Consider the following 17,367-nt stretch of genomic DNA (forward strand, 5'->3'; position numbering starts at 1 on the left):
CCAGATTCGACAAACTCGCTGTGCGCTACCAGGCCACACTCCACGTCGCCGCGATCAACGAATGGCTCTGAACAGAGCTATGAAACACGGCCTAGACGCCGGCTCCGCATTCTCCGGCCACTCCCTGCGCCGCGGGTTCGCCACGCAAACCTACCGGCGGGGCAGGACCCCGCTGCGGATCGCCCGGCACGGCGGGTGGAAGGACGGCTCGGCCACCCTGGCCGGCTACATCGAGGATGCTGACCAGTGGGAGGACAACGCCCTGACCGACGTCGGTCTGTGATAGCGAGTCGCAGCGGGTGGAGCCCCGAGTACCTCGCTCGACGAGCCGCCATGGCGACGCTCTACAAGCGCTAGACGCAAGCGCTCAGTGAGCGCTAAGTTTGCATGACGACTCGGCGAGTGCTCACAGGAGGTCCAGTGCCCCCGAAGCCATCCACCAATCCCGTGCGTGAGCGCCGCGTCGAACTCGGGCTCACCCAACAGGAAGCCGCGAAGCGAGCCGAAGTCTCCGTCGCTACCTGGCGCCGTCTTGAGACCGCTAGCGAGCTGGACGGGTTCAAAGCTAACAACGTTAAAGGCTTCGCCCGAGCTCTTCGCCTCGGCGTGGCCGAGTTCCATCAGCTGACGGGATCTGAAGAGGTAGCCAAAGCCGATGCGGCGGCAGATGACCTCGTACGGTTCTTCAACTCTTCGTTCACTGGCGATCCACTTACCGCAGCCGACGCGATGGCCCTCCACAGCACCGTCGCATTCTCCGATTTCGCGCCGATGAAGAGTGGGCGGTTCGAGGTCGAGCACGCCCTCGGGTGTGGCTTCGCCGCCTTCCTCAAAGGAGAAGCCTCCATCAGGGAGGTGGAGCTCCTGCGTGACCTGCCCGAGCTGGCGCTCACCCAGGTGAATAACCACTGGCTGGTGCGGATGGGTGAACGGATCATGCGGGTTGGCGGTGAACTGGGCGAAGGCCGGGTTCCCCGCCCCGTTTGCCTCGCTGACGAGTACGCCCTGTCCATCGTCATCTTGAATACCGATCCGCCCAGCGTCGGCGACGTGCTCGACACGTTCCCGGGTCTCAACGACCGTGAGCACCTGCCACAGCGCTACTGGGATGAAGAGGATGGGCGCGAGCTTGTATGGGACTGGCGTGATCGGATGCTTGGTGCGCTCCTTCCACCTGACGAGGCTCACGACTATCGGCGACACGATCTTCTGGTCATGGAAGCACACGGGCAGGGCGTGTACGACACCTCCGACCCCCGCCATCCCTTGCGTTGGTTCGATCGAGACGATCTGGGGGATCAGTGCCGGTCTTCCCTCGCCTACGCCAGGCTTTGCGAGCAAGAACAGACTGAACGGATCAAAGAAACGATGGAGCGCATCCGCGGCTAGTTCTCGTCATGAACCCGGAGCGCCGCGCGACGCAAGCCGCGCAGCGGCGGCTACTCGACCAGCCGGGGCGCGCTACGGCAGCGCACTGTCGGCCCGGCGTAGCAGAGGGCAGGCTGCCAGCGGTGGCCCAAGTTAAGTGAGAAGGATGAGGAGATGGCCCAAGTTATTGAGAATGGCCCAGGTCAGATGAGAAACGACAAGATTCTCGACATCCCAAGCTGATACCGCCGCTGACCACGCGCCAGTCGCAGATTCGATAATGCACATTATGTAAAGTAGTGCGATCTGGCGACCCCCTGCCGTAGGTCAGTCGCGCGTCAGTCCTGGCGGAAGCGCGTCCTCGTCGGGTCGGACGAGGCGGGCGTTGACCAACGGATTGCGCTGCAGGCCCGCAAGCACAATGGCACTGCCGCCGATGTCGGTCCAGGTGTCGTCCCAGAGGGCGGAGACGAGCCAGGAGTGATCCGCCGGGAAGAACAGGTCGGGCAACGGCCCGTCGCCGCGCATGTGGCCGGTCCGCCAAGTAAGGGCCTGTTCGGGTCCGGCTTCGACCAGCACGTAGGACCACCCCCAGTAGATGGACACCTTCGGAGCGCCCGGGAAGACGATGTCGTGGGCGCCGGTGTCGAGATAGCCCAGCCACCAGGGCTGGTCCGGGGTGCACGCCGCCAGCTCGTTGACGACGGCGTGCTCGTGGGCGTCGAGACTGACGTTCGCGGGCGGGTGGAAGGTGGCGTACGCGTCGAACACCGGTGGGATCGCGGTGGTGACAGACAGGCCGCCGGGTGTGGTGTGGCCGGCGAGCCATGCGACGTCGCTGGCCGTGCCGATCCGCCAGCTCCGCCCGTCCTTGACGCCCATGGGGTCCGTCCAGGACGGTGCGTCACCCGCATCGCGGCTTGCGGCTACAGCGGTTGGTGATGCCCATGGAGCCCACCCGGGTCGGTCGGTCACCCACCACTCGTGTCCCTCGGGGCAGACCCAGTCTGTTGGACCGTCAGGCTCCTTATACACGATCGGCATGCCGGGTCGACCACAGTCTGGGCAGGTGGCGACCGGCAACGTCATGCCGCGAACGATACGTGCTCCTCGATCAGCGCCACCAGTTCTCGCACCGGTCCGGCCGGCACGTCAACCACCCGGTGCCCGTGCTCCTCGTACACCTCCTGGTGCACGTGGGCGAAGGCCAGCGCCTCGGCGTAGCTGATCCGGCGCGCGGGCGTGTTTCGGATGAAGCCCAGCGGGCCGATCAGGAACACCGGCCGCTGGTAGGTCCGCTCGCGAACGATCCGGTTCAACTCGCTGGCGAGCGCCGGGCCGATGGGTCGCCCCAGGTGTCGGGCCAACGCCAGCGTGCACAACGGTGATCGGTCGTAGAGCTGCACCGGGCCGTTTGAGCTGGTTTGACGGTGGCGCTGGAGTTGGGCGACGGCGTCGACGAAGCTGGGCTCGCACCACGGCTCAGCGTGCCCCTGCGCCTGCCGCTGGGTGATGACGTCGGTGGCGGCCTCTCGTACGGTGACGTGTCCCCTGTGGCGTAGCGCCTCGATCAGGGTGGTCTTGCCAGCGCCGGGTGCTCCGGTCAGGACGTACCGCCGGGGTTCTGGCATCTACTCCCCCTCTCCCTTGCCCGTGAACGCGAAAAAGCTGCATAATATCCCTTATGCATGACAAAAAGGACGAATCGCTTGATGTGCTGATCGAGGAGTTCCTGACCGCCCGCGCGACCCGCAAGCCCTCCCCCCACACCCTCGCGGCGTACCGGCGGGACCTGCACGCGGTGGCCGCCCTGATCGGCGAGGACGTCACCACTCCCCTCCCCCGTGATTCGCTGTCGATCACCGATCTCTCCCCCCGGGTGATGCGGGCGGCGTTCGCCCGTTTCGCCGCGCCCCGGGCGCCCGCGTCGGTGCACCGGGCCTGGTCCACCTGGAACAGTTTCTTCACGTTCCTCGTGGCGGACGGGGTGGTGGCGGGCAATCCGATGCCGGCGGTGGGCCGGCCGCGGGCCCTGCTCCCCCAGCCCAAGCCGCTGCGCGGGGCGGACACCCCCGAGCTGCTGCTCGCCTCGGCCGCGCGTGACGACGGCCGGCAGCGTGACCCGTGGCCGGAGCGGGACGTGGCGGTGCTGGCGGTGGCGCTCTGCGCGGGGCTGCGGCTGTCGGAGCTGCTGGCGCTGCGGGTCGGCTCGCTGGCGGGTCGGCCTGGTGAACGGCGGGTCGAGGTGGTCGGCAAGGGTGGGCGGCCCCGGGTGGTGCCGATCGAGGCGGATCTGGACCGGGTGCTGGTGGACTACCTGGACAGTCGGGTGCGGCGCTTCGGGTCGCGGTCGGTACGCCCGGACTCGGCGTTGCTGGTGGACCGGCGGGGCGAGCCGCTGCGTCGTGGTGGACTCCAGTATCTGGTGGAGTCGTGTTACCGGCGGGCGGGGATCGGTGACCGGGTGCCGCGTGGTGCGCGGTTGCACGCGTTGCGGCACACGTTCGCGACGCGGCTGGCCGAGGACGGGGCGAGCGCGGCGGAGATCATGCGGTTGCTGGGGCACGCGTCGTTGGCGTCGTCGCAGACGTACATCGAGGTGACGGCCGATCAGCAGCGCGACGCGGTGCGGGCCAACCGCACCAACCGGGCGCTGGCCGCCCTGGGGCCGGCGGACCGGGCGCGGTGAGCGGGGTCAGTGGGCCCGCTGGTCGGTGTCGTCGGCGGTGGTGGGCAGTGGGCCGAGTACCGCGTTGATGATGTGGATGCGCGCGTTGGTGGCCTGGTAGTCGGCGCACACCGCGTCGGCCCGGTCGTCGAGGCGGGCGGTGGTTGCGGTGCGGGTGAGGGTGACGGTGGCGCCGTCGAGGGTGGTGGCGGTGCCGGCGGTCACCAGCTCCTCGATGGGGTGGGTTCCGGCGATCAGGTGTGCCTTGAGCAGGGTACGCAGTTGGTCGGTGTGGCGGGTCATCAGGTCGTCCCAGTTTTCCTCGGAGAACTTGGCGGCGAAGGCGTCGTCGGAGGGCGCCAGGATGGTGACGCCGGTGCCGGTGGGCAGGTCGGTGAGGGCGCCGCTGGTGCGCAGGGCCGCCTCGAACGTGGTGAGGGTGGGGATCCACCGGAGTGCCTGGTCGACGGGTTGGCCGGCGAGGAAGGTCGGGTTTCCGGGGTCGGTGCCGGTGGGCAGGGCGGCGCAGAGTGGTCCGGTGACCTGGGGTGCGCTGGTGTTGCTCGGTGGTCTCGCGTCCGTTGTGGAGGTGGCGGTGCAGGCGGCGGTGGCCAGCAGCAGGGCCGGTATGAGGAGGCGGAGAGCGCGGGACGGGTTCGACACGGCGGGCTCCACGGGTCGGGGGTCGGTGGGTGGGGTGCGCCGGCGGTACGGGCGTGGTGCCCGTACCGCCGGCGCGCCGGCTCGACTAGCTGCCGGTCACAGTGCCGCGCACTGGGTGGTGCGCGGACCGTGCACGGTGTTGGTCACGCCGAGGTTGGTCGGGGCGGGACTGTTCGCGGTGCAGCTGAGCGGGCCGCGGATGGTGTTGCCGGCCAGCAGGGGTGCGTCGGTGCCGGTGGTGTTGCCGGACAGGCTGACCGGGCCGGCGATCGTGACGTCGATGATGGAGATCGCGTCGGTGGTGTTCGTGATCTGGACCGGGCCGTTGATGGTGCTGTCGGCGAGGAGGACGCCGGCGGCGCGGGTGGCGCTGACCGGCCCGCTGATGGTGGTTCCGGTCGCGACGAGTGCGGCGCCCGCCCGGACGGTGACCGGGCCGCTGATGGTGGCGTCGGCGGCGCAGGTGAAGCCGGAGACGACCAGTGGTCCGTTGCGTCGGCCGGTGAGGGTGGGGTAGACGCGTTCGCCGTCGGTCAGCTTCTCCACGCCCTTGGTGTCGAGCAGCAGCGGGATGAGGCCGCGTTCGGGCTGGTTGAGAGGTACGTAGTAGCCGTCACTGGTCTTGATGACCTTCCACCCGTGTGCGGCGATGCGCTGGGCGACGGTGGTGCCCACACCGCCTGGTCCGTCGGTGCGTGCGCCGTTGTACTGCTCGTCGGTGAGCCTGTAGGCGCACGGGGCGTTGTCGAGGATGAGGTCGGCGCGGGGTGCGTCCAGCGGCGGGGGGCTGTCGCCGGGGTGCGGGGCGGGGTGGGCGGGGATCGGTCGGGAGCCGCGGAAGACGAGGCGGCCGGTGTTGGCGGCCTGGATTTCGATGGACTCGGCGCGGGAGGTGAGGATGTCGCCTCGGTCGGCGCGGTGGTAGTCCAGGAACTGGTGGAAGGTCCACAGGGCCGAGTAGGTCTTGCGGCGCCGGTTGTTGGCGGTGTTGCCCTCGTCGGGTCGGGTCTGTCCGCCGGAGCTGCGCAGTTCCAGCAGGGAGTTGGCGACGTTCTTGAGGCCGAGGGTGTTGCGCAGGATGGTTTCCTCGCTGAGGCCGACGTTGCCGCCGCCTTCGCAGCCGTAGGGGCAGGCCCACCAGCCGGCTTCGGCGCCCTTGGCGTACATGTGTCCTTCGATCATGTCCTGGGACTGGTCGAAGACGGGTTGGGCGACGTTCTGGTGTCGGGGCGGCAGCATCGGCAGGTCGCCTGCGCGGGAGTTGCCGAACTCGTGGCCGTCGTAGCCGGCGACGGGCCGGTAGTCGCGGACCATCTTGATGTACGCGGCGGTCTCCGGCTGGCGGATCAGAGAGTAGTCACGGTTGAGGTCCTGGCCGGTGGAGTTGCCGCGGGTGTTGGCGGCCCGGCCGTCGCCGTTGATGGTGGGGACGATCAGGACGGTGGTGTGGCTGAGCAGGTCCGTGATGCGGGGGTCGGTGCTGAACGCGAGTTGCCGGGCCATGATGAGGCAGGCTTCGCGGTCGCCCGGTTCGTTGCCGTGCACGTTGCAGTTGATGGCCACGGGTGCGGTGGCGGCGACGGCCTCCGGGGTGGCGGCCGGGGTGGGGGAACCGATGACCAGCATGTTGATCGGTCGGTTCTGGACGGTGCGGCCGAGCTCGACGACGCGGACGCGGTCGCTGAGGGCGTCGATGGCGGCCGTGTAGGCGTACTCGTCGGTGTCGCTGGTGTACTGCGCGGCGTGGGCGGTCTCCCACTGGGTGCGCAGTTGCTCGCCCGGGGTGCCGAGGTTGCCCCAGGGTGCGGTGGTGGTGGCGACGATCGGGTCGGAGTAGGGCTGTTCGGTGGTGCCGGCGCGGGCGCGTACCCGCCATTGGAACGTGTCGCCGGGGTTGAAGCCGGCGTCGGCGAAGGTGGGTGCCTGTTGGTTGATCTGGCGGTTGGGGCGCCAGATGCCGACGATGGTGGGTGCGCCGGTGGGGGTGCCGTTGGCGTCGACGGCGGTGCGTTCGATCTGGTAGTCGGTGGCGCCGTCGACGGGTTGCCAGGCGAGGGTGGCGTACCCGTCGGCCTGGCGGACGGTGAGGTTGGCGACCTGGTTGGGTTCTGCCGCGCTCTGGGCGTTGGCGGGGGTGGGTGCGGCGGTGAGGGTGATGGCGAGGAGTGTGGAGATGGCGAGGACGGTGGGTCGCTGGCGTCTCATGTGGCCTCCGACTAGTTGATCGTGGCGCGCTTTGACCAGCATGATCGTCGGAGGTCGTCGATGCAATGATCTTGAGGGAATCTTGCGACAGGGCTCCCTCTCCCCCGGCGGCCGTTGCTACGCGCTGATGGTGGTGGGCTGCCCGAGTGGCAGCCAGCGGATGCTGTCGCGGGCGGCGGGCGGGGCGGCGGCGAACGCCCGCTCGATCACGTCGCGTGGCTCCTGGAAGTGCTGCCAGCCCTCGTAGTGCACCGGGATCGCGGTCTGCGGTCGGAGTGCGGCGCACAGCTGCGCCGCGCGTCGGGCTGTCATCGAGTAGCGCAGCGGCCCGGTGCTGGGGAACCGCACCCCGCCTAGGTGCAGCAGCACGGTGCCGACAGGGATGCGGGTGGCGACGTGGCGTACGCCGCGGTGCAGCACCGTGTCGCCGGTGATCCACAGCGCGCCGTGTTGTTGCCCCGCCCAGCGCAGGGCGAAGCCGACGACGTCGCCGACGATCGGGGTGCTCAGCGGTGGGCCGTGCCGGCACGGCGTCGCGGTCACCTCGATCGTCGGGCGTCCGGGGTGTTCGAGCCGGGTCGTTTCCCAGGCGCGCAGGCCGTGGGCGTCGTGGCCGAGCCGGTGCGCCCCGGATGTGGTGGTGAGCACGGTGTCCACGTCGGTCAGCAGTGCGCGGCCGGCGTCGTCGAGGTTGTCGCCGTGGTGGTCGTGGGTGAGCAGCACCGCGTCGATCGGGCCGAGGTCGGCGGCGGGGATGGCCGGGCCGGTGGTCTTGCGGGAGGAGGTGCCCCAGCCGAAGGTGTAGCGCCGTCCGGGTGGGTCGAAGGTCGGGTCGGTGAGCAGCCGCCAGCCGCCGACCTCGATCAGCGTGGTGGGGCCGCCGATGTGGGTGATCCGCAGCGGCTCGGTGTTCACCGGGCGTGCCGCAGCGCCCAGTCGAGGGCGTGGTCGGCGATGTCCTGCCAGCCCTGCTGGGCGGGGAGCAGGTGCGCGTACCCGTCGTAGAGCTTGACCTCGGTGACCGTGTCGCCCTGGTAGTGCGCGGCGTTGGAGCGCTGCACGCTCGGCGGCATGATGTGGTCCTTTGAGCCGGAGATGAACAGCAGTGGCGCGCGCTGGTCGTTGTGGTAGTCGACGGCGATGTCCTGCGGGCCGGGCAGCAGGTTGGCCAGCACGCTGTCCCAGAGGATGCCGCCGGAGGCGGGGATGGCGTAGCGCTCGTACAGCGCCCGCGACTCGTGCTCGTCGAAGGTGTTGGTGAACGCGTAGTGCCACTGCTCGAAGGTGAACCCGACGGCCCGGTGTCGGTTCGCCGGGTTCCTCAGCACCGGGAAGGTGGAGCGTAGCTGCGAGAACGGGATCACCTTGACGCCTTCGGTGGGCGCCGAGTTGAGCGTGACCGCCGAGGTGCCGTACCCCCGGCTGAGCAGCACCTGGGTGAACGCACCGCCGGCCGAGTGGCCCATGATGACGGGTGGTCTGGGCAGCGCCTCGACGACCGTGGACAGGTGCTCGATGATCTGCGGCGCGGTCAGCGTCTCCAGTGGGCTCGGGTCGGCGTTGAGGGCCTCGACCTCGGCTTCCAGGCCGGGGTATGCCGGGGTGAGCACCCGGAAGCCCTTGTCCTGGTAGTGGGTGACCCAGTTTTCCCAGCTGCGCGGGGTGACCCAGAATCCGTGGATGAGCACGATGGTGTCCGGCGTGTCGCTCATGGTCAGCTCCGATGGACGTCGGGGGCGGAGTTGGCGGAACGGCGGTGCTGTCGGTGAGCCCACCCTAGACATTCGTGGCCCACGATGGCAGTCGATTCTCAGCCGAGGTCGACCAGCAGGGGTCGGTGGTCGGAGATGGCGGACAGCGGAGTGGTGACCGCGCGTACCGGTGGGAGCTGCTCGAGGGCGTGCCGGTCGGCGAGGATGTGGTCGAGTTGGACGCGGGGTTGCCCGGCGGGGTAGGTGGGGCGGCGACCCAGGGGGCGCCAGCCGGAGAGGAGCCGGGCCGCGCCGGCGGGCAGGTTGAGATCGCCGAGCAGGACGCGGGGCGAGGGCAGCGCCCGCAGGGCGCGGATGGTCTGCCGGAGTTGGCGGGCGTTCCAGCCGGGGACGAAGGACAGGTGGGTCGCGGCGACGGTGAGCGGCCCGTGCGGGGTGTCCAGGACGGCGGCGAGCACGACGCGGGGTTCGTCGTGCAGCAGGACGAGGCCGCCGCCGGGGCCGGGCACGTAGACCGGGGAGCGTACGGGTGCGGGCTTGAGTCGGGTGACCTGCCAGCTGCGGACGGGGTGGCGGCTGATCAGGCCGATGCCGTAGCAGGGTTCGCCGTGGCCGTCGTCGTCGTGGCGCAGGGGCCGGAACTGTTCGCCGGGGGTGCCGACGACGGCGGCGGCGAAGCGGTGGTGGGGTGCGTCGAGGGCGCGGGCGGCGATGGCGGTGAGGTCGAGGTTGCCGCTGCGGCTCTGGTCGCGGTCGACCTCCTGCAGGGCCAGCACGTCGGCGTCGAGGGCGCGCACGGCGGCGGCGAGTCGGTCCGGGTCGACGAGCCCGTCGGTCAGGGATCGTCCGTGCAGCACGTTGAAGGTGGCCAGGCGCACCCCTGCACCCTACGTCCCCGTGGCAGGGTTGCCGGGTGGTGAAACTGCTGCTGTGTTCGGTGCTGGTGTTCGTGGCGGTGGGCGCGTTGGGGGTGTGGTTGCGGCGGGCGCGGGGTCGGTGACGTGCGGGGGCGCGAGTGAGGCTGGCCACTTCGGTACGGGCCGGGCGGGTCGGGGTGGGAAGAATTGCCGCCCGTGGACGCCGTATCGCTGAGCACCCTTCTGGCCGCCGCGGCCCTGGCCGGCTGGGTCGACGCCGTGGTCGGCGGTGGTGGCCTGCTGCTGTTGCCGGCGTTGCTGGTGGCCGCGCCCGGGCTGCCGGTGGCCACCGCGCTGGGCACCAACAAGCTGGCCGCGATCTTCGGCACGGCCACCGCGGCGACGACGTACGCCCGACGCACGAAGGTCGACTGGCGGGTGGCGGGGCCGGCGGCGGCGCTGGCGGTGATCACCGCCGGGGTGGGTGCGGCGTTGGCCGGCGCGGTGCCGGCGTCGGCGTACCGGCCGGTGGTGCTGGTGGTGCTGGTGGCGGTGGCGGTGTTCGTGCTGCTGCGGCCCCGGCTGGGGGTGGTGGCGGTACCGCAGCGGCGGACCCCGGTGCGGGTGGCGGTGGTGATCGCGGTGGCCGGGGTGGGCATCGCCCTGTACGACGGGTTGATCGGTCCGGGCACCGGCACGTTCCTGGTGCTGGCGTTCACCGCGCTGGTGGGCGCGGACTTCGTGCACGGCTCGGCGATGGCGAAGGTCGTCAACGCGGGCACGAACCTGGGTGCGCTGGTGGTGTTCGGGGTGACCGGGCACGTGTGGTGGCTGCTGGGCGCGGGGATGGCGGTGTGCAACATCGCCGGCGCGGTGCTGGGGGCGCGGATGGCGTTGCGCCGCGGGTCGGGGTTCGTGCGGGTGGTGCTGCTGGTGGTGGTGGTGGCGTTGGTCGCCAAGCTCGGTTACGACCAGTGGCTGGCCCGGTGAGCCGGCGCTGATGCCGGTACGCGCGGAGCACGACCGGGTCGTCCTGGCGGAGCTGCTGGGGCGTGATCCGGTGCTGCACGCCTACCAGTTGGGTGACCTGGACGACTTCTTCTGGCCGTACACCTCGTGGTTCCGCCGGGGTGAGCAGGTCGTGTTGCTGTATCACGGGGTGGACCCGCCGACGCTGCTGGCGTTCGCGGCGCCGGCGGACACCGCGGCGCTGGCGGCGTTGCTGGCCGAGGTGGCGCCGGTGCTGCCGGCCCGGCTGTACGCGCACCTGTCCCCCGGGCTGGCCGACGCCCTGGCCGGGTCTTTCCGGCTCGATTCCGGTGGCCGGCATCACCGGATGACGTTGACCGACCCGGACCGCCTCGCGCGGGTGCGCCCGGCGGGCGTGGTGCTCGGCGCGGCGGACCTGCCGCCGCTGCGCCGGTTGTACGCGCGGGCGTACCCGGAGAACTGGTTCGACCCGCGGATGCTGGACACCGGGCAGTACGTGGGGGTGCGCGACGGCGGTGAGCTGCGGGCGGTGGCCGGGGTGCACGTGTGGTCGCCGGCCTACCGGGTGGCGGCGTTGGGCAACGTCACGACCGATCCGCGCTGGCGGGGGCGGGGTGTGGGCGCGGCGGTGGTGGCGGCGCTGTGCGCCCGGCTGCGCGAGAGCGTCGAGCACGTGACGCTGAACGTGAAGGCGGACAACGTGGCCGCGGTGCGGCTGTACGAGCGGGTGGGGTTCAGCCGGGTCGCCGACTACGACGAGTGGACGTTGACCGCCCGCTAGCGGCGGCGGCTGGGTGAGTCGAACCGGCCGGCGCGGATCTCGCGCAGGGCGCGGCGGCGGATGTCTCCGCGCAGGGTGTCGACGTAGAGCGTGCCGCGCAGGTGGTCGGCCTCGTGTTGCAGGGCGCGGGCGAGGAAGCCGCTGCCGGCGATGGTCAGCGGTTCGCCGTGCTGGTCGACGCCGTGGGCGGTGGCATGCATGGCCCGCTGGGTCGGGAAGTACAGGCCGGGGATGGACAGGCAGCCCTCCTCGTCGTCCTGGGGTTCCTCGGACAGCTCCAGGGTGGGGTTGATCAGGTGGCCGCGGTGCCCGTCGGCGTCGTAGACGAACACCTGGGCGCTGACCCCGATCTGCGGGGCGGCGACGCCGGCCCGGCCGGGCGCGCCGAGCAGGGTGTCCATCAGGTCGGTGACCAGGGCGCGTAGGTCGGCGTCGAAGGTGGTGACCGGCTCGCACGGGGTGCGCAGCACGGGGTCGCCGATGATCCGGATGGGCCGCATGGTCATGCGGGTCAGCGTATCGCCGGTCGCGGAGGGTTCAGCGCCCGGCCAGGGTGGCGCGGATCGGGGCGGTCTTCGCGGCGGCCTCGGCGACCTCGGCGGCGGGGTCGCTGTCCCAGGTGATGCCGCCGCCGGCCCAGGTGTGCAGCCGCTCGCCGTCGGCGGCGGCGGTGCGGATGGTCAGGCCGAGGTCGACGCGGCCGGGGGCGACCCAGCCGAGCGCGCCCATGCTGGCGCCCCGGCCGACGGGTTCGAGGGCGTCGATCTGGGTCAGGGCGGCGAGTTTCGGCGCGCCGGTGACCGAGCCGCCGGGGCAGGTGGCGCGCAGCAGGTCGGCCAGGCCGAGGCCGTCGGCGAGGGTGGCGCGGACGGTGGACTCGGCCTGCCACAGGTCGCACCAGCGGCGTACGGCGAACAGGTCGTCGACGCGGACGCTGCCGGTGCGGGCGATGCGGGCCAGGTCGTTGCGTTCCAGGTCGACGATCATGATGTGTTCGGCGCGTTCCTTCGCGCTGGCGAGCAGTTCGGCGCGGCCGGCGGCGGTGGCGGGGCGGGTGCCTTTGATGGGTCTGGTGGTCAGCTGCCCTCCGGTGACCTCGACGAGGGTTTCCGGGGAGGCGCAGCCGATGGCCCAGCCGTCGCCGGTGAGCACGCCGCCGTAGCGGGCGCCGGGCAGCGCGCCGAGGCGGCTCAGGGCGGGCAGCGGGTCGCCGGTGTAGCGGGCGGCGGCGTGGCCGACGAGGTTGGTCTGGTAGACGTCGCCGCGGCCGATGGCGGCGCGGACCGCGTCGACGGCGTCGGCGTGCTGGCGTGGGGTCCAGCTCTCGGTCCACTCGCCGAGCCACCAGGGCGCGGGCGGGCCGGGCGGCGTGGCCCGGGCGCCGTGGTCGTAGACGACGACGGCGAGGTCGGGCAGGGCGGGCGCGGGGTCGGGCGCTTCGGCCGGGGCGCCGGCCAGCAGCGCTCCGGCGGCGGCGGACAGGTAGAGCGCGGCGCCGCAGGGGCCGGTGGCCGGGTGCGCGGGGGCGGGCCGGGTCAGGTCGTGCAGCGCCAGGCCGTGCGCGGCGAGGAACTCCTCGGCGAGCGCGGCGGGGTCGCCGCCGTCGGCGCGGCGCCATTGCAGGCGGGCGCGCTCGACGAGCGCGCCCCGGCATCCGGGTGGCGCGGCGGGTGCATCGACCACCACCTGTGGGAGCGTTTCCACGCCGTATGGCCCAACCTTCCTCATCCGTTCAGTGGATTTCCCGTGCACCAGGCCGGCACCTGCTCGATGCTGGACACTTTCGCTTGGTACTGTGCGTCACTGGTCATGTGAACCATGACACAGTGCCCCCACAGTCCGGAGAACCCGATGTGCCAGCACCAACCGACCTGCCCCTCCGCCGAAGCCATCGACCGGGAAGCCGCCCGCGTCCTCGCCTGCTTCCCTGAGCAGGGCTGGAGCCTGCTTTGCAACGGTGTCATCGTGTTCGAGGACACCGGCGAGCTGCTCCCCGACGGCAGCAGCATCGCCCCGCACCGCGGCCCCGCCCGACACGCCCTCGTGGCCTGATTGACCACTCAGCGTCACCGAATCGCCGCCGTCGACCCAGGCTAGTCCCCCGGTACGGGACGTCCCCGCCCAGGTCGGCGCGGCTGCCGGGGCGGCCACACCGCCCGCCCCGGCACCCCGTCGTCAGTCCTCGAAGGCCTCCGGCGACGGGCACGAGCAGACCAGGTTCCGGTCGCCGTACGCGCCGTCGATGCGCCGCACCGGCGGCCAGTACTTCCCAGCCCGGTCCACCCCGGCCGGGTACGCGCCCACCGACCGCGGGTACGGGTGCGCCCACTCGTCACCGCTGACCATCGCCGCGGTGTGCGGCGCGTTGGCCAGCGGGTTGTCCCCGGCCGGCCACTGCCCCGACCCGACCTGCTCGATCTCCGCCCGAATCGCGATCATCGCGTCGCAGAACCGGTCCAGCTCGGCCAGGTCCTCGCTCTCGGTCGGCTCCACCATCAGCGTCCCGGCCACCGGGAACGACATCGTCGGCGCGTGGAACCCGTAGTCGATCAGCCGCTTCGCCACGTCGTCCACGCTCACCCCGGTCGCCTTCGTCAGCGGCCGCAGGTCCAGGATGCACTCGTGCGCCACCAGGCCCTTGTTGCCGGCGTACAGCACCGGGAAATGCCCGCGCAGCCGCGCCGCCACGTAGTTCGCCGCGAGGACCGCCACGCCGGTCGCCCGGGTCAGCCCGGCCGCGCCCATCATCCGCAGGTACGCCCACGGGATCGGCAGGATCCCCGCCGAGCCGTACTTCGCCGCCGAGATCGCCGGCGTCGCGTCCGCGTGCGCCCCCAGCGGGTCACCGGGCAGGAACGGCGCCAGGTGTGACCGCACCGCCACCGGGCCGACGCCCGGGCCGCCGCCGCCGTGCGGGATGCAGAACGTCTTGTGCAGGTTCAGGTGCGACACGTCCGCGCCGAACTTGCCCGGCTTGGCGAACCCGACGAGGGCGTTGAGGTTCGCCCCGTCGACGTACACCTGCCCGCCGGCGTCGTGGACCTTCGCGCACAGCGACGCGATGCCCGTCTCGTACACGCCGTGCGTCGACGGGTACGTCACCATGATCGCGGCGAGCGCGTCGCGGTGCTTGTCGATCTTCGCGTCCAGGTCGACCAGGTCGACGTTGCCGTCGTCGTCGCAGGCCACCACGACCACCCGCATACCGGCCATCACCGCTGACGCCGCGTTCGTGCCGTGCGCCGAGGACGGGATCAGGCACACGTCGCGGTGCGCCTCGCCGCGGCTGTGGTGGAACGCCCGGATGGCCAGCAGCCCGGCCAACTCACCCTGGGAGCCCGCGTTGGGTTGCACGCTGACCGCGTCGTAGCCGGTCACCTCGGCCAGCCACGACTCCAGCTGACCGATCATCTCCCGGTACCCGGCGGTCTGCGCGTCCGGGGCGAACGGGTGGATGTGCGCGAACTCCGTCCAGCTGACCGGCTCCATCTCGGTGGTCGCGTTGAGCTTCATCGTGCACGAGCCGAGCGGGATCATGCCCCGGTCCAGGGCGTAGTCGAAGTCCGACAGCCGGCGCAGGTAGCGCAGCATCGCCGTCTCCGAGTGGTGGCTGCGGAACACCGGGTGGGTGAGGAAGTCGCTGGTGCGGTGAAACTCGACCGGCAGGGCCGCCACGCCATCGCCGTCGAAGGTGGGCACACCGAACGCCGCCCACACCGCCGCCAGGTGCGCCACGGTGGTCGTCTCGTCGCACGACACACCCACCCGGTCGGCGTCGACCAGCCGCAGGTTGACGCCACGCTCGGCGGCGGCCGCCACCACCTCGCCGGCCCGCCCGGGCACGGTCGCGGTGACGGTGTCGAAGAACGCGACGTCCGCGACGTCCACGCCACCGGCGCGCAGCCCGGCCGCCAGCCGCGCCGCCATGTCATGGGTACGCGTCGCGATGTCCCGCAGCCCGTCCGGGCCGTGGTAGACGGCGTACATGCCGGCCATCACCGCGAGCAGCACCTGCGCGGTGCAGATGTTGCTGGTCGCCTTCTCCCGCCGGATGTGCTGCTCGCGGGTCTGCAACGCCAGCCGGTAGGCGGGGTTGCCGTCCGCGTCGCGGGACACCCCGACCAGCCGGCCCGGCAGCATCCGCTCCAGGCCCGAGCGCACCGCCAGGTAACCGGCGTGCGGCCCACCGAAGCCCATGGGTACGCCGAAACGCTGGGTGGTGCCGGCGGCGATGTCCGCGCCGATCTCCCCCGGCGCGCGCAGCAGCGTCAACGCCAGCAGGTCCGCCGCGACGGTGACCAGGGCGCCGGCGGCGTGCGCGGCCTCGACCAGCGCCACGTGATCGCGTACCGCGCCGGACGCCCCCGGGTACTGCAGGTGTAGGCCGAAGAACTCACTGGGCAGCTCGTCACGCTCGACGTCGAGGACCCGCACGTCGATGCCGAGCGGCTCGGCCCGGCTGCTGATCACCGCGATGGTCTGCGGCAGCGCGTCGGCGTCGACCACGTACACCGCGCTCTTGCTCTTCGACGCGCGGCGGGCCAAGGTCATCGCCTCCGCCGCGGCGGTGCCCTCGTCGAGCATCGACGCGTTAGCGGTCGCCAACCCGGTCAGGTCGGTCACCATGGTCTGGAAGTTCAGCAGCGCTTCGAGGCGGCCCTGGCTGATCTCCGGCTGGTACGGCGTGTACGCCGTGTACCAGGCCGGGTCCTCCAGCACGTTGCGGCGGATCACCGCTGGGGTGTGCGTGCCGTGGTAGCCCAGCCCGATCATCGACACGGCGACGGTGTTGCGCGCCGCCAGGGCCCGCAGCTCGGCGATCGTCTCGGCCTCCGTGGCCGGGTCCGGCAGGTCCAGGGTGCCGTGCCAGCGGATCACCTCGGGGATCGCGGCGTCCATCAGCTCGTCGATCGAGCCGTGCCCGACGACCTCCAACATCCGGCGCTCATCGTCCGGGCCGGGACCGATGTGACGGGTGGCGAACTGCTCAACGGTCATGGGGGGCACTCCCGGGACGAGGTCGACGGATCGGCCTCCCCCTCTGTCGCGCCCGCACAGCGCTCCACAGTGCCTGCCCACGAGGTCCTTTTGCCTGAGAGGTTCCGGGGAGGATTTGCCCCTTCGGCGCCGCCCCGGGTGCTGTCGGGCGGTCTCTCCCACGTGGGTGGTACCGGCATGGTCAACGCTACCAGCGCCGGTGTTTCCGGCAGATGTCCTACCCCCGGACCCGCCGTCACACCCAGGCTGGAGTGACCACCGCCGCGCCGCCGGTGACCCGTTCGGCCAGCGCCGGTAGCAGCGCCCCCAACGGCGCGTCGACGCACACCGTGGCGTACCCGTCACCCCGGGTCGCACCCTGGTTGACGATCGCCACGGCAATGCCCCGTTTCGCCGCCCGAATCACGAACCGGCGGCCCGACATCACCGTCAACGACGACCCGAGCACCAGCACCGCCCGAGCCTGCTCCACCAGCGCGAAGCAGCGCGCCACCCGCTGCGGCGGCACCGTCTCACCGAAGAACACCACGTCCGGTTTCAACATCCCCGTGCCGCAGATCCCGCAGTCCACCGGCCGGAACGCGGCCACCTGCTCATCGGGGAGATCCACGTCACCGTCCGGGTTCACCGCGGCGACCCGGGCCACGAAATCCGGGTTGGCCTCGCGCAGCCGGCGGTCCACCTCCTCCCGGGAGGTCAGGTTGCCGCAGTCCAGGCAGGTCACCTCGTCCAGGCGGCCGTGCAGCTCGACCACCGACCCGCTGCCCGCCGCGCCGTGCAACCCGTCGACGTTCTGGGTGATCACCGCGTCGACCAGACCGGCGTGCTGCAGCCGCGCCACCGCCCGATGCCCGGCGTTCGGCGCCGCCCGGGCGATCAACCGCCATCCCAGGTGGCTGCGCGCCCAGTAGCGCCGCCGCGCGACAGGATCGCCGGTGAACGCCTGGAAGGTCATCGGCGTGTGGCGGCGGGCCACCCCGCTGGGCCCCCGGTAGTCCGGAATACCCGACTCGGTGGACAGGCCGGCCCCGCTGAGCACCACCACCTGACCACCGGCCACCAGCGAGGTCAACGCGTCCAGGCTCTCCATCACCCCTCCATGCTGCCTCAACGCACCCGCCGCCG

General features: G+C 71.5%; 17 protein-coding genes and 1 riboswitch. Of the genes, 6 read left to right on the forward strand and 11 right to left on the reverse strand.

Going from position 1 to position 17,367, the window contains the following annotated elements:
* Positions 1–79: 79 nt before the first annotated feature.
* Together ACWD5O_RS30990 and ACWD5O_RS30995 are read left to right on the forward strand one after the other, a co-directional pair.
* Positions 80–283, forward strand: coding sequence for a hypothetical protein (locus tag ACWD5O_RS30990; protein ID WP_450087515.1), 204 nt, complete (start codon positions 80–82; stop codon positions 281–283).
* A 137-nt stretch (positions 284–420) separates the two neighbouring features.
* Positions 421–1,389, forward strand: a complete 969-nt coding sequence (locus ACWD5O_RS30995; protein ID WP_450087516.1) for a helix-turn-helix domain-containing protein — start codon at positions 421–423, stop codon at positions 1,387–1,389.
* A 306-nt stretch (positions 1,390–1,695) separates the two neighbouring features.
* On the opposite strand, the gene ACWD5O_RS31000 is transcribed toward ACWD5O_RS30995, so the two are convergent.
* Both ACWD5O_RS31000 and ACWD5O_RS31005 read right to left on the reverse strand, forming a co-directional pair.
* The gene (locus ACWD5O_RS31000; RefSeq protein ID WP_450087517.1) at positions 1,696–2,250 is read right to left on the reverse strand and encodes a hypothetical protein; all 555 of its coding nucleotides are present in this window, start codon (positions 2,248–2,250) and stop codon (positions 1,696–1,698) included.
* Between the two features lie 203 nt (positions 2,251–2,453).
* Complete coding sequence (locus ACWD5O_RS31005) at positions 2,454–2,999, reverse strand: AAA family ATPase (RefSeq protein ID WP_450087518.1); 546 nt, start codon at positions 2,997–2,999, stop codon at positions 2,454–2,456.
* A gap of 53 nt (positions 3,000–3,052) precedes the next feature.
* On the opposite strand from ACWD5O_RS31005, the gene ACWD5O_RS31010 reads away from it, so the two are divergent.
* Positions 3,053–4,057: a tyrosine-type recombinase/integrase gene (locus tag ACWD5O_RS31010; RefSeq protein WP_450087519.1), complete on the forward strand. Its 1,005-nt coding sequence runs from the start codon at positions 3,053–3,055 to the stop codon at positions 4,055–4,057.
* A gap of 6 nt (positions 4,058–4,063) precedes the next feature.
* Here ACWD5O_RS31010 and ACWD5O_RS31015 read toward each other — a convergent pair whose 3' ends face one another.
* From ACWD5O_RS31015 to ACWD5O_RS31035, 5 genes are all read right to left on the reverse strand, one after another.
* Positions 4,064–4,699: a fasciclin domain-containing protein gene (locus ACWD5O_RS31015; protein ID WP_450087520.1), complete on the reverse strand. Its 636-nt coding sequence runs from the start codon at positions 4,697–4,699 to the stop codon at positions 4,064–4,066.
* Between the two features lie 96 nt (positions 4,700–4,795).
* The gene (locus tag ACWD5O_RS31020; protein WP_450087521.1) at positions 4,796–6,904 is read right to left on the reverse strand and encodes a M14 family zinc carboxypeptidase; all 2,109 of its coding nucleotides are present in this window, start codon (positions 6,902–6,904) and stop codon (positions 4,796–4,798) included.
* A 117-nt stretch (positions 6,905–7,021) separates the two neighbouring features.
* Positions 7,022–7,819: an MBL fold metallo-hydrolase gene (locus ACWD5O_RS31025; RefSeq protein WP_450087522.1), complete on the reverse strand. Its 798-nt coding sequence runs from the start codon at positions 7,817–7,819 to the stop codon at positions 7,022–7,024.
* Positions 7,816–8,616, reverse strand: a complete 801-nt coding sequence (locus ACWD5O_RS31030; protein ID WP_450087523.1) for an alpha/beta hydrolase — start codon at positions 8,614–8,616, stop codon at positions 7,816–7,818. Before ACWD5O_RS31030 ends, ACWD5O_RS31025 begins: the two co-directional genes overlap by 4 nt.
* Positions 8,617–8,714: 98 nt before the next feature.
* Positions 8,715–9,494 carry an endonuclease/exonuclease/phosphatase family protein gene (locus ACWD5O_RS31035; RefSeq protein WP_354968304.1) on the reverse strand — a complete coding sequence of 260 codons (780 nt, stop codon included), beginning with the start codon at positions 9,492–9,494 and terminating at the stop codon, positions 8,715–8,717.
* Between the two features lie 195 nt (positions 9,495–9,689).
* Between ACWD5O_RS31035 and ACWD5O_RS31040 the strand changes: the two genes are divergently transcribed.
* Both ACWD5O_RS31040 and ACWD5O_RS31045 read left to right on the forward strand, forming a co-directional pair.
* Positions 9,690–10,463 (forward strand): sulfite exporter TauE/SafE family protein, encoded by a 774-nt coding sequence (locus ACWD5O_RS31040; protein WP_450087524.1) that lies wholly within the window; start codon positions 9,690–9,692, stop codon positions 10,461–10,463.
* A 10-nt stretch (positions 10,464–10,473) separates the two neighbouring features.
* Positions 10,474–11,244, forward strand: coding sequence for a GNAT family N-acetyltransferase (locus ACWD5O_RS31045; RefSeq protein ID WP_450087525.1), 771 nt, complete (start codon positions 10,474–10,476; stop codon positions 11,242–11,244).
* Here the strand turns inward: ACWD5O_RS31045 and def are convergent.
* Both def and ACWD5O_RS31055 read right to left on the reverse strand, forming a co-directional pair.
* A complete protein-coding gene (gene def, locus ACWD5O_RS31050; RefSeq protein ID WP_354968301.1) occupies positions 11,241–11,750 on the reverse strand; it encodes a peptide deformylase in 510 nt (169 codons plus the stop codon). The two genes, ACWD5O_RS31045 and def, sit on opposite strands and share 4 nt — an antisense overlap.
* A 31-nt stretch (positions 11,751–11,781) precedes the next feature.
* The gene (locus ACWD5O_RS31055) at positions 11,782–12,999 is read right to left on the reverse strand and encodes a chorismate-binding protein (protein WP_450087548.1); all 1,218 of its coding nucleotides are present in this window, start codon (positions 12,997–12,999) and stop codon (positions 11,782–11,784) included.
* Between the two features lie 96 nt (positions 13,000–13,095).
* Between ACWD5O_RS31055 and ACWD5O_RS31060 the strand changes: the two genes are divergently transcribed.
* The gene (locus ACWD5O_RS31060; RefSeq protein ID WP_074310192.1) at positions 13,096–13,296 is read left to right on the forward strand and encodes a DUF5999 family protein; all 201 of its coding nucleotides are present in this window, start codon (positions 13,096–13,098) and stop codon (positions 13,294–13,296) included.
* A gap of 123 nt (positions 13,297–13,419) precedes the next feature.
* Here the strand turns inward: ACWD5O_RS31060 and gcvP are convergent, their stop codons facing one another.
* Both gcvP and ACWD5O_RS31070 read right to left on the reverse strand, forming a co-directional pair.
* Positions 13,420–16,242, reverse strand: coding sequence for an aminomethyl-transferring glycine dehydrogenase (gene gcvP / locus ACWD5O_RS31065; RefSeq protein ID WP_450087526.1), 2,823 nt, complete (start codon positions 16,240–16,242; stop codon positions 13,420–13,422).
* A 72-nt stretch (positions 16,243–16,314) separates the two neighbouring features.
* Positions 16,315–16,413, reverse strand: a riboswitch (glycine riboswitch).
* Positions 16,414–16,477: 64 nt separating this feature from the next.
* Positions 16,478–17,332, reverse strand: a complete 855-nt coding sequence (locus ACWD5O_RS31070; protein WP_450087527.1) for an NAD-dependent protein deacetylase — start codon at positions 17,330–17,332, stop codon at positions 16,478–16,480.
* Positions 17,333–17,367: the final 35 nt, after the last annotated feature.

This window comes from Micromonospora sp. NPDC005161 (genome assembly GCF_053599855.1).